The sequence below is a fragment of the Sphingomonas kaistensis genome (assembly GCF_011927725.1).
GTDB classification, from domain to species: domain Bacteria; phylum Pseudomonadota; class Alphaproteobacteria; order Sphingomonadales; family Sphingomonadaceae; genus Sphingomicrobium; species Sphingomicrobium kaistense.
In genome coordinates, this window is the sequence record NZ_JAATJC010000001.1 from 974,553 (window position 1) to 990,104 (window position 15,552).

Here is a 15,552-nt window from a genome sequence, read left to right on the forward strand (position 1 = left end):
CGGCGCTCTAGCTTGCGAGCGCGAGCGCCGGTGAGCGGACCGCTTCTGCAAGCAGTTCGAACGAACGGATGCGCGCCTGCTGGTCGAAGATCTGCGAGGTCACGATCAACTCGTCCGCGCCGGTCTTCGCCACGAAGTCGTCGACCTGGGCGCGGGCCGTCGCCGGACTGCCGATGGCCGAGCAGGACAGCACGCCGTCGAGCATCTCGCGGAAGTGCGGCGGCAGGCTGTCGGCGAAGCCGACGCGCGGCGGCGGCAACTGCATCGGTCGGCCGGTGCGCAGCGCCACGAACGCCTGCTGGACCGAAGTCGCAAGGAGCTGCCCTTCCTCGTCACTGTCGGCGACGAAGGCGTTGAAGCCGAGCATGACGTGCGGCTTGTCCAGCTGGTCCGATGGCGTGAAGCGGTCGCGATAAAGAGCGATCGCCTGCATCATCATCTGCGGCGCGAAGTGCGAGGCGAAGGCGAAGGGAAGCCCGAGCATCGCCGCAAGCTCGGCTCCGAACAGGCTCGACCCGAGGATGGTCACGGGAATGTCGAGGCCCTCGCCCGGGATCGCCCGGACGGCGCCGCCTTCGCCGCGGAAATAGCCCATCAGTTCCACCACATCGCGCGGAAACTGGTTCTGGTCGGACGTCATGCTGCGCCGCATGGCATAGGCCGCCGCCTGATCGGTCCCCGGCGCGCGGCCGAGCCCGAGGTCGATCCGGCCCGGATAAAGGGAGGCGAGCGTGCCGAACTGTTCGGCGACGATCAGCGGAGCATGGTTGGGAAGCATGATCCCGCCCGACCCGATCCGGATGGTCGAGGTGCGCGACCCGACATAGGCCAGCGCGACGGCGGTGGCGGCGCTGGCGATGCCCGGCATCGAGTGATGCTCGGCCATCCAGTAGCGATGGTAGCCGAGCCGCTCGCCCGCCTGCGCCAGATCGCCGGCCTGGCGCAATGCAGCGCCAGCGTTGCTGCCTTCGGTGATCGGTGCGAGATCGAGAATGGAAAGTATCGGCATTGTCCCCAGATGGCGCGAGGGGCCGCCGATTCAATGGCCTAGGCGGCTCCAGTACCCGGCGTCAGCGCCTCGGCGACCAGCCTGCGGACATCGACCCTTGCCTTGAACCGCGCGCCGAGAAGCGCGGTGCCGCTGATCTTGCGCTGGACAAACAACAGGTCGGCCGGGGGCAGGTGCCAGCTCGCCTTGTCGGCGGCGATGGCGAGGCCTTCCTCGCGCAGGATGCCAAGGAAGGCGCGGTCGCCGAAGTCGAACAGGCCGGGCTTGTCGAGCTCGGCCAGCACCACCGCCACCATCCTCTCGAGCGCGGCGGCATGGCGGTCGGCCACCGCCTGGCCGATGAAGCCGGCGGCGACCGCGCCATGCGCCACCGCCGGTGCATCGCCGGCCAGCGCCGCGGCCAGCAGCGTGCGATAGCCCTGGGCGATGGCGGGCGGCACGTCCTGCGCGGCGCCGAAGTCGAGCAACGCGATCCGGCCGTCGTCGAGCAATCGGTAGTTGGCGTAATTGGGGTCGGTCTGCATCACCCCGAAGTCGAATACTTCGCGCAGGACGAGGGTGACGATGCGCGTCATCGCGAGGTCGCGGACGTCCTGCGGCGCGTCGTCGAGGGTTTCGATCGGGCGGCTTTCGACAAAGCTCATCGCGAGGACGCGGGGCGTGGTGAAGGTGTCGTCGAGAGTCGGCACGACGAATTCGGGCGCGTCGCCGAGCAGCCTGCCGTAGCGGCGCAGCTGCTGGCCCTCGCGCACGTAGTCGGCCTCGCGCGCGAGCTGTGCCTTGGCCTCGGCAAGCAGCGGGCCGATGTCGAGCTCGGCCGGGAGCAACCCCGATACGCGCAGCAGCGCAGCGACATTGTCGACATCGGCATCGATGCTCTCGGCGACGCCCGGATACTGGACCTTGATCGCCAGCACGCGGCCGTCGTGGGTTTCGGCGCGGTGCACCTGACCGATCGAGGCGGCGGCGATGGGATGGGCCTGGAAACGCTTGAACCGGCGCCGCCAGTCCTTGCCCCATTCGGCTTCGAGCACCTTGGACAATTGCTGCGGCGGCATGTGGAAAGCGTTGCTGCGCAGCCGGGCGAGGATGTCGGAAAGCTCGGGCGGGAGGAAATCGCCGCTGTCGAGGCTGATCATCTGGCCAAGCTTCATCGCCGCGCCGCGCAGGTGGGCGAGCCGGTCGGCAAGACGGGTCAGGTTGGCCGGGGTCAGCAGCAGGTCGCGGCTGCTCGGCCGTTCGCCGGCGGCAAGCCGCCGCGCGCCTTCGGCCAGCATGCCGCCGGCAACGCCTCCGGCCAGTCGCCCGAACTGTCCGGCACGGGCGAGGCGTCCGCGCGGAACGGCCCGGCCTTCGTCCCCGCTCACCGGGCGAGCCGGCGCTGGAGGGCAGGGCGGATCCGCAGGAAGCCGCGATAGGCAAGCTCGAGCAGCGCCAGCAGCGGGGGAAAGCGTGCCGCTTCGCCGAGCGGGCGGAGCATCGGAATGGCGCGCCACATGGCGGCGAAGGCGGCGGCCCCGCTCAGCATTCGGTCGCCTTCGCGGGCATGGAAACGGGCGAGCAGCGCGGCCCGGTCGGCGGGGCAGTCGGTTGCCGCTCCATCAGCCACATCGACGAAGTCGATCCGCGAGCGCCGGTCGAGCCGCCGCATCAGCGCGATTTCGCGCCGGCAAAGCGGACACCCGCCATCGAACCACACCGTCACCATGCAGCGGATATAGGGACGGGGGCGGCGACAAGTACCCGGCCTAGAGGCCGTGCCGGGTCGCGATCAGGGCTGGAGCAACTGGTCGAGCGCGCGCGACAGCTGGCTGCGGCTGTAGGGCTTGGCGATGACAATGGTTTCCTCGGTCCAGTCGACCCCGCCTTCGGCATAGCCGGTCGCGAACAGGAACGGGATTCCGCGATCCCGCAGCAGGTCGGCGACCGGGTAGCTGCGCTGTTCGTTGAGATTGACGTCGAGCACCGCGACGTCGAACTGTTCGGAGCCCGCGAGGTCGAGCGCCTCGGCGAGCCGGAAGGCCGGGCCGACCACTTCGAACCCAAGCTCCAGCACCATGTCCTCGAGCGCGAAGGCGATCACCGGCTCGTCCTCGACCAGCAGGATGCGGAGGGGCGGGTCAGCCATGGGCCGGCATCGGCGCATCGACGTCGCAACGGACCCCGTCCGGTTCGTAGTGGATCCGGACCGAACCGCCCAGTTCGGCGGCGAGACCGCGTTCGATCATCCGGGTGCCGAAGCCGCGCTTGGTCGGCTGAGCGACCGGCGGGCCGCCCGATTCCTTCCAGCTGAGCTTCAGCCGGTCGCCGTCATCCTCCCAGCGGATCGCGACCTCGCCGCCGTCCTGGCTGAGGCTGCCATATTTGGTGGCGTTGGTGGCCAGCTCGTGGATCGCCATGGCGAGGCTGACCGACGCCTTGGGCGAGAGCATGAGATCGGGGCCGTCGAGCGTCAGCCGCTCGTCGTCGGAGAAGACCGCGGTGAAGGTGTCGCAGATGAGCCGGCGCAGCGGCACCGCTTCCCATTTCTCCTGGGTCAGGATGCCATGCGCCGCCGACAGGGCGCCGAGGCGGCCTTCGAAGCGGGTGAGCTGGGCCGCCGCGGGATCGTCGCCGCGGAAGGTCTGCTGGGCGATGCTCTGGATGATCGCGAGCAGGTTCTTGGCGCGGTGGCTGAGCTCGTTGATCAGCAGCTGCTGGTGCGCCTCGGCTTTCTTGCGGCCGGTGATGTCCTGCAGCGCGACGATCGCGATTCCCGCCTTTCCGTCGTCGTCGAGAATAGGGGTCGCCTGCGCTAGCAGGGTGATGACCCGCCCGTCCGGTCGCCGGTACCTGATCTCCTCGTTGGTGACGGTTTCCCCCTCCTTGGTTGCGCGATAAAGCGCGTAACGCTCGGCCGGGAGGGGCCTGCCCTGGTGGTCGATGCCGCCGTATCGATCGTAGGTTTCGGCACCCTCCGAAAGTGCCGGATGTCCCAGCATCTCTTCAAGCGCCTGGTTGTAGAGAAAGATCTCGCCCGAAGGCACTCTCGCGATCGCAACGCCGACCGGCATCTGGTCGATGATCGCGCGCAGTTGCTCTTCGCTTCGACGGACCCGTTCGACGCTTTCACGCCGTTCGTCGACGTCGATCACCGAGCCGACATAGCCCATGAAGTTGCCCGAACCGTCGAAGCGTGGCGCGGCGGCGTCGATGCACCAGCGATAGCTTCCGTCAGGGCGGCGGATCCGGAAGTCGACCTCGTAGCCCTGCTGGCGGTCGTTGGCGGTAAGGAACGCCCGCTCGGCTTCCGGGCGGTCATCTTCATGGACCGCATTCAGCCAGCCGAAGCCTTCGCCCTCATGCTCCTTCTGACCGGTGAAATCGTACCAGGTGCGGTTGAGATAGGTGCAATAGCCGGTTTCGTCGGTGACCCACAGCATGACCGGAGTGTGATCGGCGATGTTGCGGAAGCGATCCTCGCTTTCGCGCAGAATGGCTTCGGACCGGACCCGGACGATGTGCGCCCAGCTGCGCTCGGTGGCTTCGGCGACCAGCGCCAGCTCGTCCTCGCTCCAGACGCGCGGCACGTTCTGGTGCACCGCCATCATCGCGGCGAGCTTGCCGGCGCGGACATAGGGCATGCAGATGGTGGCCTGGATTCCGATCGACAGGAACTTGGCGCCCTCGTCCTCGCCAAGCTGCCCGCGCACGTCGCGGATGATCAGCGGGGTGCCGCCGTGCATCGCCTTCGCCGCGGTCTCGCCGAACGTGTCGAGGCTGTAGCTGCCGACGATGCTCTGCGCTCCCTCGGCCGCCCAGTCGCCGCGAATGGTGAAGGCGTTCTCGTCGATCTCCATGTCGGCATAGGCGACCACCGACGCTTTCATGTGCTGGCCGAGCAGGCGGGCGGTCACCGCCATGATCTCGTCCGGGGCGGCAAGGTCGCCGATCGCCTGCGACAGGCGGTCGAACAGGTCGAGCCGCTCGGCCCGGGCCTGGAGCGCGCGCTCCGCGGCGACCCGGGTCGTGGTGTCGATCACGATGGCGAGGACGCCCGCGGGCTTGCCGTCGTCGCCGAGCACCGGCGAGTAATCGAGGTTCATCGACACGTTTTCGGGACGGCCGTGCCGATAGAGCACCAGCTCCTGGTCGCGGAACGACAAGGTGCCGCCGGCCAGCCCGACCTTCATCACATGGTCGTTGAAGTCGGCCACCTCGGGCCAGCCCTCGCGCACTCGGCTTCCGAGCAGCTCCGGGTGGCGGCCGCCGGCGAACACCGAATAGCCGTCGTTGTAGAGCATGATCCCCTCGTCGCCCCACAGCATCACCATCGGGACGGGCGAGCGCAGCAGCAGGCCGGTCGCGGCCTTGAGGCTCTGCGGCCAGCGCTCCACCGGCCCCAGCGAGGAGGACCAGTCACGGGACTTGATAAGGGCGCCACATTCGCCGCCGCCGTCGAGGAACGCTGGCATACCAGGCAATCGCTAGCGGAGCGGAGGCCCGGCGGAAAGAGCGCCTTTTGTAACGGGTGACAGATCGGCTAGGCGAGGGGGATGCCGTGCTACCGCCTCCTCGATGTCGGTCCGACGCTTGGACCCGGAAGCTGGGTCGCGCCCAGCGCCACCTGATCGGCGACGTCCGCCTCGGCGCGCGGGCCAGCGTGTGGTTCGGAGCGGTCATCCGGGCCGACAACACGCCAATTCTGGTCGGCGAGGAAAGCAACATCCAGGACGGCGCGGTCTGCCACAGCGATCCCCATGCGCCGCTGACGGTCGGGCGGCGAGTCACGGTCGGCCATCAGGCGATCCTCCACGGCTGCACCGTGGGTGACGGCGCGCTGATCGGAATGGGCGCCAGGGTGCTGAACGACGCCATCATCGGCGCGCGCTGCATCGTGGGTGCCGGTGCGCTGGTTCCCGAGGGCAAGAGCTATGAGGAGGGCCACCTGCTGGTCGGCGTGCCGGCCCGGATCGTCCGCCCGCTGACCGAAGGCGAACTGCAGATGCTGGAAGGAAGCGCGCTGCATTATGCGGAAAAGGCGGCGCTCTACGGGCGGGAACTGCGGTTACAGGCCTGACACTTGAGCGGGGCGCCGGGCCGTCCCAGATTGCCTTTCATGATCAACATCCGCCCCTTCGCATCGCTGGGTCACGCCGATCACGGCTGGCTCGACGCCCGCCACCATTTCTCCTTCGCCAATTACCATGACCCGAGCCGCATGGGCTGGGGACGAATTCGCGTTTGGAACGACGACAAGATCGCCGGCAAGTCGGGCTTCCCGCCGCACCCGCACCGCGACATGGAGATCGTCACTTACGTCCGGACGGGCGCGATCACCCACCAGGACAGCCTCGGCAACAAGGGCCGGACGGGTGCCGGCGACGTCCAGGTGATGAGCGCGGGGAGCGGGGTAGTCCACGCCGAATATAATCTCGAGGACGAGGACACGACGCTGTTTCAGATCTGGATCGAGACCGACCGGCCGAATGCCAGCCCGGGCTGGGGCGCCATGCCCTTCCCGCGCGAGGCGCGCGACGGGGCTTTCCAGCTGCTTGCGAGCGGCGAGCCGGGCGACGGCGCGCTGACCATCAACGCCGATGCCCGGATCATGGGCGCGACACTGAAGGGCGGCAGCCGGATCGAGCTCGAGGCCGATCCCGCGCGGCACCTGTACCTTGTCCCTTCGGCGCCGGTACGCATCAACGGCGTCGCGGCCGGGGCTCGTGATGGCGTTGCGATCACCGGCGAGGCCAGCTTGACGATCGAGGGCGACGAGGACGCCGAGCTGGTGCTGGTCAACGCCCGCTGACCGGGCAGGAGCTTGCGGCTGGCGCGGTGCTGGGCCAAGGGGGCGGGCAATCCCTCCTTCAGCATCGACCAGCTAGCGCCTGACCACGTGACGCGTCATTTCCCCATCCTCCTTGCCGGCCTGGTGCTTGGCTTCCCGGCGCCGCTTGCGGCCCAGACCAGCACCGCGCCGGCCAATGTCGTCGTGCCCGCGCCCCCTCCGCGCGAGGGAACGGTCGGCCCCGAGCAGCTGCGCGACTTCGCGCTTCCCGGGACCCGGGAGCCGAGCGCCCCGGCTGCCGAGCAGCCGCGGCCCGCCCCTGCACCGGCGCAGCGCACGCCGCCTCCGCCGGTGTCCCGCACGACTCCGCAGGCAACCGAGCGGAGCGAGCCCCAGACGAGCCGTCCGGCGACGCAGGACGAGGCACCGACGAGGGCCGCGGAGCCGCGCCCTGCGCCCGCCGCAACTGCCCCCACGGTCGGGCAGGCCCCGGTGTCCCTGGCGCCGGTGCCGCTGCCCGTCCCCGCGGCGGAGACGGGCGAAGCCTTACCGCCGATCACCATTACCCAGTCGGGCACGCAGACGTCCTCGATGCTTCCGGGCTGGTGGCCTTGGCTGCTGGTCGCGATCCTCGGCGGGGTCGGCCTTGCCCTGGTCAGGCGCCAGCGTCGCCGGCCGGCGCTTGCAGGCTATGCCGAGGACGAGTTCGAGCGGGTCGCCGCGGAGCCGGTCCAGCCGCCGCCGCTGCCGCGCGCTCCGGCAAGCCCGCCGCGCCCGGCGCCCGCTCCACCACCGCCCGCCCCGCCAGTTGCCGAGGCGCCGGCCTTGCCCAGCGGCCTCGTCACCACGCGGCTTCGCGGGCCGGAAACCCGGCAACCTGCCGTCGTTCCGCCGCCACCGGCCGGCGGCGTCATCAGCACGCGCCTGCGGGCCTGGATCGATATCGACCTGACCGTTCGCGAAATCCTGTTCGATGGCGAGGAAGCGGTCCTGCGGGTCGACCTAATCGTCGTCAACGCCGGGTCCGCTGCGGCGCGGGACATCGGCCTGGAAGCGGTCACGACCAACGGGGGTGAGAACCAGGCGGCCGAGCTCGGCGACTTTTTCGAGCGGCCGGCCGCGACGCGCGCTGCCCTGGCCGAGCTTGGACCGCTCAGCGACACCATGATCAGCCACGAGCTGAGGATGCCGCGCGCCGCGATCCGGGCGTATGAGGTGCAGGGCAAGCCGATGTTCGTGCCGGTGATCGCGATCACCGCCGCCTACCGTATCGGGTCTGGCGAGGGCCGTACGGGCGCCGCCTTCCTGGTCGGACGGACCGTTCCGGGGTCGGAAAAACTGGCGCCGCTGCTGCTTCCACCGGGTCCGGGGCGCCTGCTCGGGCTGGGCGTCAGGCGGCTCGACGAGGCTGTTCGGCGCTGACGGGCGTTGACAGCCACTCCCCCGGGCGGCATTGGCGCCCGGCCTGACCTCGTGGAGAGGTGGCCGAGTGGTTAAAGGCAGCAGACTGTAAATCTGCCCGCGCAAGCGTACGCTGGTTCGAATCCAGCCCTCTCCACCATTTTCCTGCTGAGCCGATGGGCGGCGACATGCCGCGCCATCCGCCGCGGTTCCGCCCGTTGATTCGACGTACTCCCAGATGCCGGCACAGCGCCGAACGCCCGAGCGCGGCCAGAGGGCCGTTCGATTCAGTAAATGTTAGCCGTAAATCAAGGTGTTTTCACCCTAACGGCCATGCTTAGTTTCTGTTACCGTCCAAGGATGATCTCGACTTCTTCTGCAAGTTGCGGATCGGCGGATGGTGTTGAGCCGGTCGGGGGATCGGGCTCTTCGAGTGCGGCCGAGCAGGCCAGGGACCGTTGCGCTCGCTTGAGCGTCGGTCAGCTCGAAGTGCTCCGCCTCGTCAACCTTCATCTCAATTCCAAGGAGATTGCCGCGCAACTCGGCATCTCCAGTCACACCGTCGATCAGCGAGTGCGCGGTGCCATCCGCGCTCTCGGCGTTGCGCGCCGAAGCGAGGCCGCTCGGCTTGTCGATCTGTCCGACAAGGCCGGTGCATTCGCCGTCGCACCGCCCATTGCCCCCTCCGCCGACGAGGCGCAGGCATATCAGCGATTGATACATCAAGCGCCGCACATCGACGCCGGTTCGGACCAAGGCCAGTCAAAGGGGGCGGTCAGTTCTCAGATTCGGCACGCTGATCGCACAAGGGGGACCGGGACGGGGCGTCTCGAAACCGAGCAGAGCGCGCTCTACTTCCGGTCCTCCTTGTTACCTTGGTCGACTTCGCAACAGGTCAGCAATACCTGGGGCGTGGGACAAAGGCTGGCGACGATCGTGGCGATCGCGATCCTGTCCAGCTTCTCGGCGGGCATGCTGCTGGCGGGGCTGGAAAGCCTGTCCCGGCTGCTTCTCCGCTAGGCGGTCCCGGCCTCTATATTGTTGGTAAAACAGGCAATCCGGGGGTCGGCGCTCCCGGTAAGGAGAGTTCATGCGCAAGCAGCTTATCGAACAGACCGCATTGAACGTCGCCCAGCAGGTCCGGGCGGTCGAGGACAGCATCGAAGCCGCTCTGATCGAGCTGGCGGAGCTTCAAAACCGCATGATCCGGGCACGTTCGGTGGCCGGCGTCGGAATCGCCACCGGCCATGACGCGCTGGAGCAGATCGTCGTCTCCCTGCAGGGGCTGATCAGTGCCCGCGGCGGCATGGCGCATTGCCATGCGGCGCTGAGGACCGCCAAGCAGCAGGTCCCGGGGCTGCGCACCGTGTCGTTCGGCGACGGCCAGGACTGCCCGCCGCTGCCGCAGGTGGCGACCCTGAAGGTGGTCGCCTGACACCTGCCTCCCTTCTTCCACGGGGCGTCGCCGGTCTGTTGTCCGGCGGCGCCCTGTCCCTTGTCCGGGATCGCTGAGCGATGCGGGTCGCCTTCTTCTACCTCCTGCTGTTCGTGCTCGTCGCCGTAAGCTTCTGGCGCGGCCGGACCGACGAGCGTGTCGCTGCCGGGGTGTGCGTCGGCGGAACCCTGCTGACGGTGTTCGTGGGCAACAAGCTGGCGATCGACCATTCCTATTTCGATCTCGCCGCCTTCGGGGTCGACGTGCTGGTGCTTGCGGCGTTTCTCGCCATCGCCCTGCGCTCCGACCGCTTCTGGCCGCTGTGGGTCGCCGGGCTGCAGCTCACCACCACCAGCGTGCATTTCTTGATGATCCTGTCCCCCCGGCTGCCCGGCGGCATCTTCGGTGCGGCGCTGGCCTTCTGGTCGTATCCGATCCTGTTCCTGATCGGCATCGGAGCCTGGCGCACGCCGTGGATCGAGCGCTGGCGGGCTGCGCCGGACATTGCCTCGCGGCAGGCGATCACCTAGCCATCCGGGCCATGCCGGTCCCGTCGCTCGTGCTTGCGCTGCTTGATGCGCTGGAGGAGCCGGCACTGCTTGTCGAGCGCGAGCGGACCCAGGCCGCCAACCGCGCCGCGAGCGATCTTCTTGGCGCAGGGCTGGTCGGACAGGACGTCCGTTTTGCCATTCGCCAGCCCCATGCGCTCGACGCCATCCTGCGGGGCCGTCCCGGCAGTTTCGAGGTGGTCGGCATCGGCGGCATCGACCGCAGCTTCGAGGTGGTGCTGACCGCGCTCGCCGACGGGCTGCTGCTGGTCAGGCTGGTCGATCGATCGGCCCGCCGTGCGGCGGAAAAGGCGCAGGTCGATTTTGTTGCCAACGCCAGCCACGAACTGCGCACGCCGCTTGCCGCAGTGCTCGGCTTTTCGGAGACATTGGCCGACGAAGTACCCCTGCCGGAAGAAATCCGGCGCCGCTTCGGTGCGCAGATCCATAGCCAGGCCGAGCGGATGATGGTGATCATCCGCGACCTGATGAGCCTGTCGCGGATCGCCGCCGACCGGTTCAGCGCGCCGAGCGAGACGCTGTCGCTCGGCGCGATCATCGGCGAGGCGGTGACCGCGGCGGCACCGCTGGCCGAAAGCCGGGCGTGCCGAATCGAGGTCGCGGTGGAGGATGGGGGCGCGGCAGTGCGCGGCGACGGGGCGCAGCTTCGCCAGTTGCTCGACAATCTCATCGGCAATGCGGTGCGCTACGGCTGCCCGGGCGAGGGCGGCGTTATTCGAATCGGGCTTGCCGAGCAGGGCGAATGGCTGCGGCTCTCGGTCCGCGACTGGGGCGAGGGGGTGAGCGCAAGGCACCTGCCGCGCCTGACCGAGCGATTCTATCGCGTCGACGCCGCCCGAAGCCGCGACGGCGGCGGGACCGGGCTCGGCCTCGCGATCGTCGCCCAGATCGTCGAGCGGCACCGCGGACTGCTCCAGATCCGCAGTCGGCCGGGGGAAGGAACCGAGGTCGAGGTGCGGCTTCCCCGCGCCTGAATCCCGGGGCCTTGTCATAAGCCTGTAACCTGCCGGTCACATGGGCTGCGGGACGGCGGGGCAAGAGGCGCCGGGCCGGGCGGTTCCGCCCACGGGAGACAAGAAGACAATGAGCAAGTTCTGGCTGGCAGTGCCGCTCGCACTCGGGCTGAGCGCCTGCGGTGGCGGGTCCAACAACGCCGCGTCGCAGCTGAAGATCGTCGGTTCCTCGACCGTCTATCCGTTCACCACCGCGGTCGCCGAGGCGTTCCAGAAGGCCAATGCCGGGACCAGCGTGATCGTCGAATCGACCGGCACGGGCTCGGGCATCAAGCTGTTCTGCGAGGGCGTCGGGCAGAAATTCCCGGACATGGTCAACGCCTCGCGGCCGATGAAGAAGAGCGAGTATGACGCCTGCAACGCCGCCGGCGCCAAGCAGGTGATCGAGGTGCCGATCGGGATCGACGGGCTGACCCTGATCGAGTCGAACGAGGCCGCCCCGCTCAAGGTGACGCTGGCCGACATCTATGCCGCGGTCGCCGCCAACCCTTATGGCAAGGGTCCGAACAAGGCGCAGACCTGGAAGGACGTCAATCCGGCGCTTCCCGCGATCAAGATCCGCGTGATGGGCCCGCCGCCGACCAGCGGCACCCGCGACAGCTTCGCCGAACTGATGCTGACCAAGGGCTGCGAGAGCGATCCGGCGATGAAGGCGCTCAAGGCCAGCGACGAGGCCAAGCACAAGGACCTGTGCACCAAGATCCGCGAGGACGGCGTGTTCGTCGAAGCGGGCGAGAATGACAATCTGCTGGTCCAGAAGGTCGAGGCCGACCCCGGCACCATCGGCGTGCTCGGGTACAGCTTCCTTTCGGCGAATGCCGACAAGATCCGGCCGGTGGAAATCAACGGCGTGCTGCCGACCGAGGCGACGATCCAGGACCTCACCTATCCGGGTGCCCGCAAGCTCTACATCTACGTCAAGGGTGAGCATGCGGCGGTGAAGCCGGCGATCAAGGGCTTCCTGGCGCAGTTTGCCAAGGAATGGAGCACCGGCGGCCTGCTCGAGAAGCGCGGCCTCGTGCCGTTCGTCGGGGCCGACGCGCAAAAGGCCAATGCGGCCGCGACGGGGCTTACCCCGCTCGACGCGTCGACCCTCAAGTAAGCGGATCGGCGCACCACCGCCATGAGCCTCGCTGTCGGCCTTCTCCTCGTCCTGGGCGTCGCCGCCGCCGCTTTCGTGCTGGCGCGCGGGCGGGCGACCGCGCTGCGCGTCGGCGGCGGGGCAGGGCGGCAGCGGCTCAACAGCCTGCCCTTCTACCACGGCGCCTACGCCTTCCTGTGGGCGGTCATTCCGGCGCTGCTGTTCCTCGCTTGCTGGGCGCCGATCCAGCAGGCGCTGATCACCGACGCGGTGATGGCGAGCCCGGCCGGGCAGCAACTGCCCGACTTCGACCTCGCCCGCGATTCGATCCTGTCCGAAGCGCAGGCCGTGGCGAGCGGGGCGTCCGACATCGCCTTCAACCCGCAGGCGCAGGCGCTGGTGCCGGTCTTCGCGAGCGCGACCACCCGCTTCAGCCTGATCGGCGGCGGCTTCGCGCTGCTGCTTGCGCTGGCCGGGGCGGGCTGGGCCTTTTCGCGGATCGGGGTCGACCTCAGGGCCCGGGCGGGGGTCGAGAAATGGCTGATGGGGCTGCTGGTCGCGGCCTCCATGATCGCGATCCTGACCACCTTCGGGATCGTCCTGTCGCTGTTGTTCGAGACGATGCGCTTCTTCCAGAAGGTGCCGGCGGCGGACTTCCTGTTCGGCACCAGCTGGTCACCGCAGGTCGCTATCCGCGCCGACCAGGCGGGATCGTCGGGCGCGTTCGGATCGGTGCCCTTGTTCTGGGGGACCATTTTCATCGGCGCGATCATCGCCATGATCGTCGCCATCCCGCTGGGACTGATGAGCGCGATCTTCCTGACGCAATATGCCCACGCCAAGTTGCGCAAGGTGCTGAAGCCGCTGCTCGAGATCCTCGCCGGCGTGCCGACGGTGGTCTACGGCTATTTCGCCGCGCTGACCGTCGCCCCGCTGGTCCGCGACCTCGGCCTCGGGATCGGGATCAGCAACGCGTCCAGCGAGAGCGCGCTTGCCGCGGGCCTGGTGATGGGCGTGATGATCATTCCGTTCGTCAGCTCGATGGCCGACGACAGCATCGCCGCAGTGCCGCAGGCGATGCGCGACGGCAGCCTGGCGCTGGGCGCGACGCGGTCGGAAACCATCCGCAAGGTGATCCTGCCCGCAGCGCTTCCAGGCGTGGTCGGCGGCGTATTGCTGGCGGTCAGCCGGGCGATCGGCGAGACCATGATCGTGGTGATGGCGGCGGGCCTGTCCGCCAACCTCACCGCCAATCCGTTCAACAGCGTGACCACCGTCACCACCCAGATCGTCCAGCTGCTGACCGGCGACCAGGAATTCGACAGCCCCAAGACCCTGGCCGCGTTCGCGCTGGGGCTGGTGCTGTTCCTGGTGACCCTGGTCCTCAACCTCATCGCGCTGCGGGTCGTCCGCAAGTATCGGGAAGCGTATGAATAAGCCGTCCAACCGCTGGTCGAGCGAGGCGATGACCCGCCGGGTCGGCCGCCGCTACGCCGCCGAGCGCCGGTTCAAGGCGCTGGGCCTGGTCGCGGTGCTGGTCAGCCTCGCCTTTCTTGCCTTCCTGCTGGTCACCATGACCGTGCGCGGGATCGGCGGGTTCAGCGAAACCTTCCTGACCGCCAGCGATGCGACCGACCCGGAAATGGTCGGCGTGTGGGGCGCGCTGAAGGGCTCGTTCCTGACGATCACCGTGACCATGGCGCTGGCCTTTCCAGTCGGCGTGCTGGCGGCGGTCTACCTCGAGGAATTCGCCAAGCGGAACCGCTGGAACGATTTCATCGAAGTCAGCATCAACAACCTTGCAGCGGTGCCGTCGATCATCTTCGGCCTGCTGGGCCTCGCGGTGTTCCTCAACACGCTGCAGCTGCCGCGGTCGGCCGCACTGGTCGGGGGCCTGACTCTGGCGCTGATGACCATGCCGGTGATCGTGATCGCCGGGCGCAACGCGATCAAGGCGGTGCCGCCCTCGATCCGCGATGCCGCGCTGGGGGTGGGGGCGTCGAAGATGCAGGTGGTATTCCACCATGTCCTGCCGCTGGCGCTGCCGGGCATTCTGACCGGCACCATCATCGGCATGGCCCGCGCGCTGGGCGAGACGGCGCCCCTGCTGATGATCGGCATGCGCGCCTTCATCGCCACCCCGCCCGGCACGCTGGTCGACCCGGCGACGGTGCTTCCGGTGCAGATCTTCCTGTGGTCCGACGAGGTCGATCGCGCGTTCGTCGAGAAGACCAGCGCGGCGATCATCGTGCTTCTGCTGTTCATGCTGCTGATGAACGGCCTCGCCATCTATCTTCGCAACCGCTTCGAGCGCCGCTGGTAAGGCCGCCTGACAATGAACGACGAAAAAGAACCCATCCTGACCAATTCGACGGTGCCCTTTCCGTCGACCGCGATCGCGCGCGAGGCGGCGGAGAAGGACGTGCTGGCGCCCGATCTTCCCCGCGAGGCGCAGCCGCCGGTCGCCGCCGAGGCCGGTCGCACGATCGTCCCGAACGAGGCCGACATCGCCACCACCCCCAAGATGCGGGCCGAGGACGTGCGCGTCTTCTACGGTGAAAAGGAAGCGCTGAAGGGCGTGTCGATCGAGGTCCACGACGACAAGGTCACCGCCTTCATCGGGCCGTCGGGCTGCGGCAAATCGACCTTCCTGCGCTGCCTCAACCGGATGAACGACACCATCGCGGGCGCGCGGGTGACCGGCACCATCACGCTGGACGGCGAAGACATCACCGCGCCGGAAATGGACGTTGTCCAGCTACGGGCGCGCGTGGGTATGGTGTTCCAGAAGCCCAATCCCTTCCCCAAGTCGATCTTCGAGAATGTCGCCTACGGGCCGCGCATCCACGGGCTGGCCGACGGCAAGGACGAACTGGAAGCGATCGTCGAGAAGAGCCTGCGCCGCGCGGGCCTGTGGGACGAGGTCAAGGACCGGCTGGCCGAGAGCGGCACGGCGCTGTCGGGCGGCCAGCAGCAGCGGCTGTGCATCGCCCGCGCCATTGCGGTCGATCCCGAGGTGATCCTGATGGACGAGCCTTGCTCGGCGCTCGACCCGATCGCCACCGCCAAGATCGAGGAGCTGATCCACGAACTGCGCGGGCGCTACGCCATCGCGATCGTCACCCACAACATGCAGCAGGCGGCGCGGGTCAGCCAGCGGACCGCCTTTTTCCACCTCGGTGAACTGATCGAATACGGCAAGACCAAAGAGATCTTCACCAACCCGCGCGAGCAGCGCACCCAGGACTACATCACCGGCCGCTACGGCTGAGAA

The 15,552-nt window shown here is 68.4% G+C and carries 16 protein-coding genes and 1 tRNA gene; 12 read left to right on the forward strand and 5 right to left on the reverse strand.

What is annotated here, in order from left to right; all coding sequences use genetic code 11:
- Positions 1-7: 7 nt before the first annotated feature.
- The 5 genes from GGQ97_RS04815 to GGQ97_RS04835 all read right to left on the reverse strand — a co-directional run bounded on the left by GGQ97_RS04815 (position 8) and on the right by GGQ97_RS04835 (position 5,463).
- Positions 8-1,009: an LLM class flavin-dependent oxidoreductase gene (locus GGQ97_RS04815; RefSeq protein WP_168067885.1), complete on the reverse strand. Its 1,002-nt coding sequence runs from the start codon at positions 1,007-1,009 to the stop codon at positions 8-10.
- 38 nt (positions 1,010-1,047) lie between these two features.
- The gene (locus tag GGQ97_RS04820; protein ID WP_168067886.1) at positions 1,048-2,376 is read right to left on the reverse strand and encodes an AarF/UbiB family protein; all 1,329 of its coding nucleotides are present in this window, start codon (positions 2,374-2,376) and stop codon (positions 1,048-1,050) included.
- Positions 2,373-2,717 carry a thiol-disulfide oxidoreductase DCC family protein gene (locus GGQ97_RS04825; RefSeq protein WP_168067887.1) on the reverse strand — a complete coding sequence of 115 codons (345 nt, stop codon included), beginning with the start codon at positions 2,715-2,717 and terminating at the stop codon, positions 2,373-2,375. The genes GGQ97_RS04820 and GGQ97_RS04825 overlap by 4 nt, the downstream gene beginning before the upstream one ends.
- A 63-nt stretch (positions 2,718-2,780) precedes the next feature.
- Positions 2,781-3,137 carry a response regulator gene (locus tag GGQ97_RS04830; RefSeq protein ID WP_168067888.1) on the reverse strand — a complete coding sequence of 119 codons (357 nt, stop codon included), beginning with the start codon at positions 3,135-3,137 and terminating at the stop codon, positions 2,781-2,783.
- Positions 3,130-5,463, reverse strand: a complete 2,334-nt coding sequence (locus GGQ97_RS04835) for a PAS domain S-box protein (RefSeq protein WP_168067889.1) — start codon at positions 5,461-5,463, stop codon at positions 3,130-3,132. The genes GGQ97_RS04830 and GGQ97_RS04835 overlap by 8 nt, the downstream gene beginning before the upstream one ends.
- A gap of 86 nt (positions 5,464-5,549) precedes the next feature.
- On the opposite strand from GGQ97_RS04835, the gene GGQ97_RS04840 reads away from it, so the two are divergent.
- The 12 genes from GGQ97_RS04840 (at position 5,550) to pstB (ending at position 15,549) form a co-directional block, all read left to right on the forward strand.
- Positions 5,550-6,068, forward strand: coding sequence for a gamma carbonic anhydrase family protein (locus GGQ97_RS04840; protein ID WP_342448453.1), 519 nt, complete (start codon positions 5,550-5,552; stop codon positions 6,066-6,068).
- Between the two features lie 39 nt (positions 6,069-6,107).
- On the forward strand, positions 6,108-6,800 hold the full coding sequence (locus tag GGQ97_RS04845; protein WP_168067890.1) for a pirin family protein: 693 nt from the start codon (positions 6,108-6,110) through the stop codon (positions 6,798-6,800).
- An 87-nt stretch (positions 6,801-6,887) separates the two neighbouring features.
- Positions 6,888-8,201, forward strand: coding sequence for a hypothetical protein (locus GGQ97_RS14165; RefSeq protein WP_209022789.1), 1,314 nt, complete (start codon positions 6,888-6,890; stop codon positions 8,199-8,201).
- Between the two features lie 53 nt (positions 8,202-8,254).
- Positions 8,255-8,340: transfer RNA gene (locus GGQ97_RS04855), tRNA-Tyr, on the forward strand.
- 308 nt (positions 8,341-8,648) lie between these two features.
- Positions 8,649-9,200 carry a helix-turn-helix domain-containing protein gene (locus tag GGQ97_RS04860; RefSeq protein WP_245197889.1) on the forward strand — a complete coding sequence of 184 codons (552 nt, stop codon included), beginning with the start codon at positions 8,649-8,651 and terminating at the stop codon, positions 9,198-9,200.
- Between the two features lie 70 nt (positions 9,201-9,270).
- Positions 9,271-9,615, forward strand: a complete 345-nt coding sequence (locus GGQ97_RS04865) for a hypothetical protein (protein ID WP_168067892.1) — start codon at positions 9,271-9,273, stop codon at positions 9,613-9,615.
- 80 nt (positions 9,616-9,695) lie between these two features.
- Positions 9,696-10,145, forward strand: a complete 450-nt coding sequence (locus GGQ97_RS04870) for a hypothetical protein (RefSeq protein ID WP_168067893.1) — start codon at positions 9,696-9,698, stop codon at positions 10,143-10,145.
- The gene (locus GGQ97_RS04875) at positions 10,088-11,158 is read left to right on the forward strand and encodes an ATP-binding protein (protein WP_168067894.1); all 1,071 of its coding nucleotides are present in this window, start codon (positions 10,088-10,090) and stop codon (positions 11,156-11,158) included. Before GGQ97_RS04870 ends, GGQ97_RS04875 begins: the two co-directional genes overlap by 58 nt.
- Positions 11,159-11,267: 109 nt before the next feature.
- The gene (locus tag GGQ97_RS04880) at positions 11,268-12,299 is read left to right on the forward strand and encodes a substrate-binding domain-containing protein (RefSeq protein WP_168067895.1); all 1,032 of its coding nucleotides are present in this window, start codon (positions 11,268-11,270) and stop codon (positions 12,297-12,299) included.
- A gap of 21 nt (positions 12,300-12,320) precedes the next feature.
- A complete protein-coding gene (pstC, locus tag GGQ97_RS04885) occupies positions 12,321-13,715 on the forward strand; it encodes a phosphate ABC transporter permease subunit PstC (protein WP_168067896.1) in 1,395 nt (464 codons plus the stop codon).
- Positions 13,708-14,601 (forward strand): phosphate ABC transporter permease PstA, encoded by an 894-nt coding sequence (gene pstA, locus GGQ97_RS04890; RefSeq protein ID WP_168067897.1) that lies wholly within the window; start codon positions 13,708-13,710, stop codon positions 14,599-14,601. Before pstC ends, pstA begins: the two co-directional genes overlap by 8 nt.
- Before the next feature lie 201 nt (positions 14,602-14,802).
- On the forward strand, positions 14,803-15,549 hold the full coding sequence (gene pstB / locus GGQ97_RS04895) for a phosphate ABC transporter ATP-binding protein PstB (RefSeq protein WP_245198050.1): 747 nt from the start codon (positions 14,803-14,805) through the stop codon (positions 15,547-15,549).
- The last annotated feature ends 3 nt before the right edge of the window (positions 15,550-15,552 follow it).

Excerpts from the sequence above, each read along its gene's own strand:
- GGQ97_RS04815 (WP_168067885.1), bottom strand. The coding sequence starts at position 1,009 with ATGCCGATACTTTCCATTCTCGATCTCGCACCGATCACCGAAGGCAGC.
- GGQ97_RS04825 (WP_168067887.1), bottom strand. The coding sequence starts at position 2,717 with ATGGTGACGGTGTGGTTCGATGGCGGGTGTCCGCTTTGCCGGCGCGAA.
- GGQ97_RS04830 (WP_168067888.1), bottom strand. The coding sequence starts at position 3,137 with ATGGCTGACCCGCCCCTCCGCATCCTGCTGGTCGAGGACGAGCCGGTG.
- GGQ97_RS04835 (WP_168067889.1), bottom strand. The coding sequence starts at position 5,463 with ATGCCAGCGTTCCTCGACGGCGGCGGCGAATGTGGCGCCCTTATCAAG.
- GGQ97_RS04845 (WP_168067890.1), top strand. The coding sequence starts at position 6,108 with ATGATCAACATCCGCCCCTTCGCATCGCTGGGTCACGCCGATCACGGC.
- GGQ97_RS04865 (WP_168067892.1), top strand. The coding sequence starts at position 9,271 with ATGCGCAAGCAGCTTATCGAACAGACCGCATTGAACGTCGCCCAGCAG.
- GGQ97_RS04870 (WP_168067893.1), top strand. The coding sequence starts at position 9,696 with ATGCGGGTCGCCTTCTTCTACCTCCTGCTGTTCGTGCTCGTCGCCGTA.
- GGQ97_RS04880 (WP_168067895.1), top strand. The coding sequence starts at position 11,268 with ATGAGCAAGTTCTGGCTGGCAGTGCCGCTCGCACTCGGGCTGAGCGCC.
- pstC (WP_168067896.1), top strand. The coding sequence starts at position 12,321 with ATGAGCCTCGCTGTCGGCCTTCTCCTCGTCCTGGGCGTCGCCGCCGCC.
- pstA (WP_168067897.1), top strand. The coding sequence starts at position 13,708 with ATGAATAAGCCGTCCAACCGCTGGTCGAGCGAGGCGATGACCCGCCGG.
- pstB (WP_245198050.1), top strand. The coding sequence starts at position 14,803 with ATGCGGGCCGAGGACGTGCGCGTCTTCTACGGTGAAAAGGAAGCGCTG.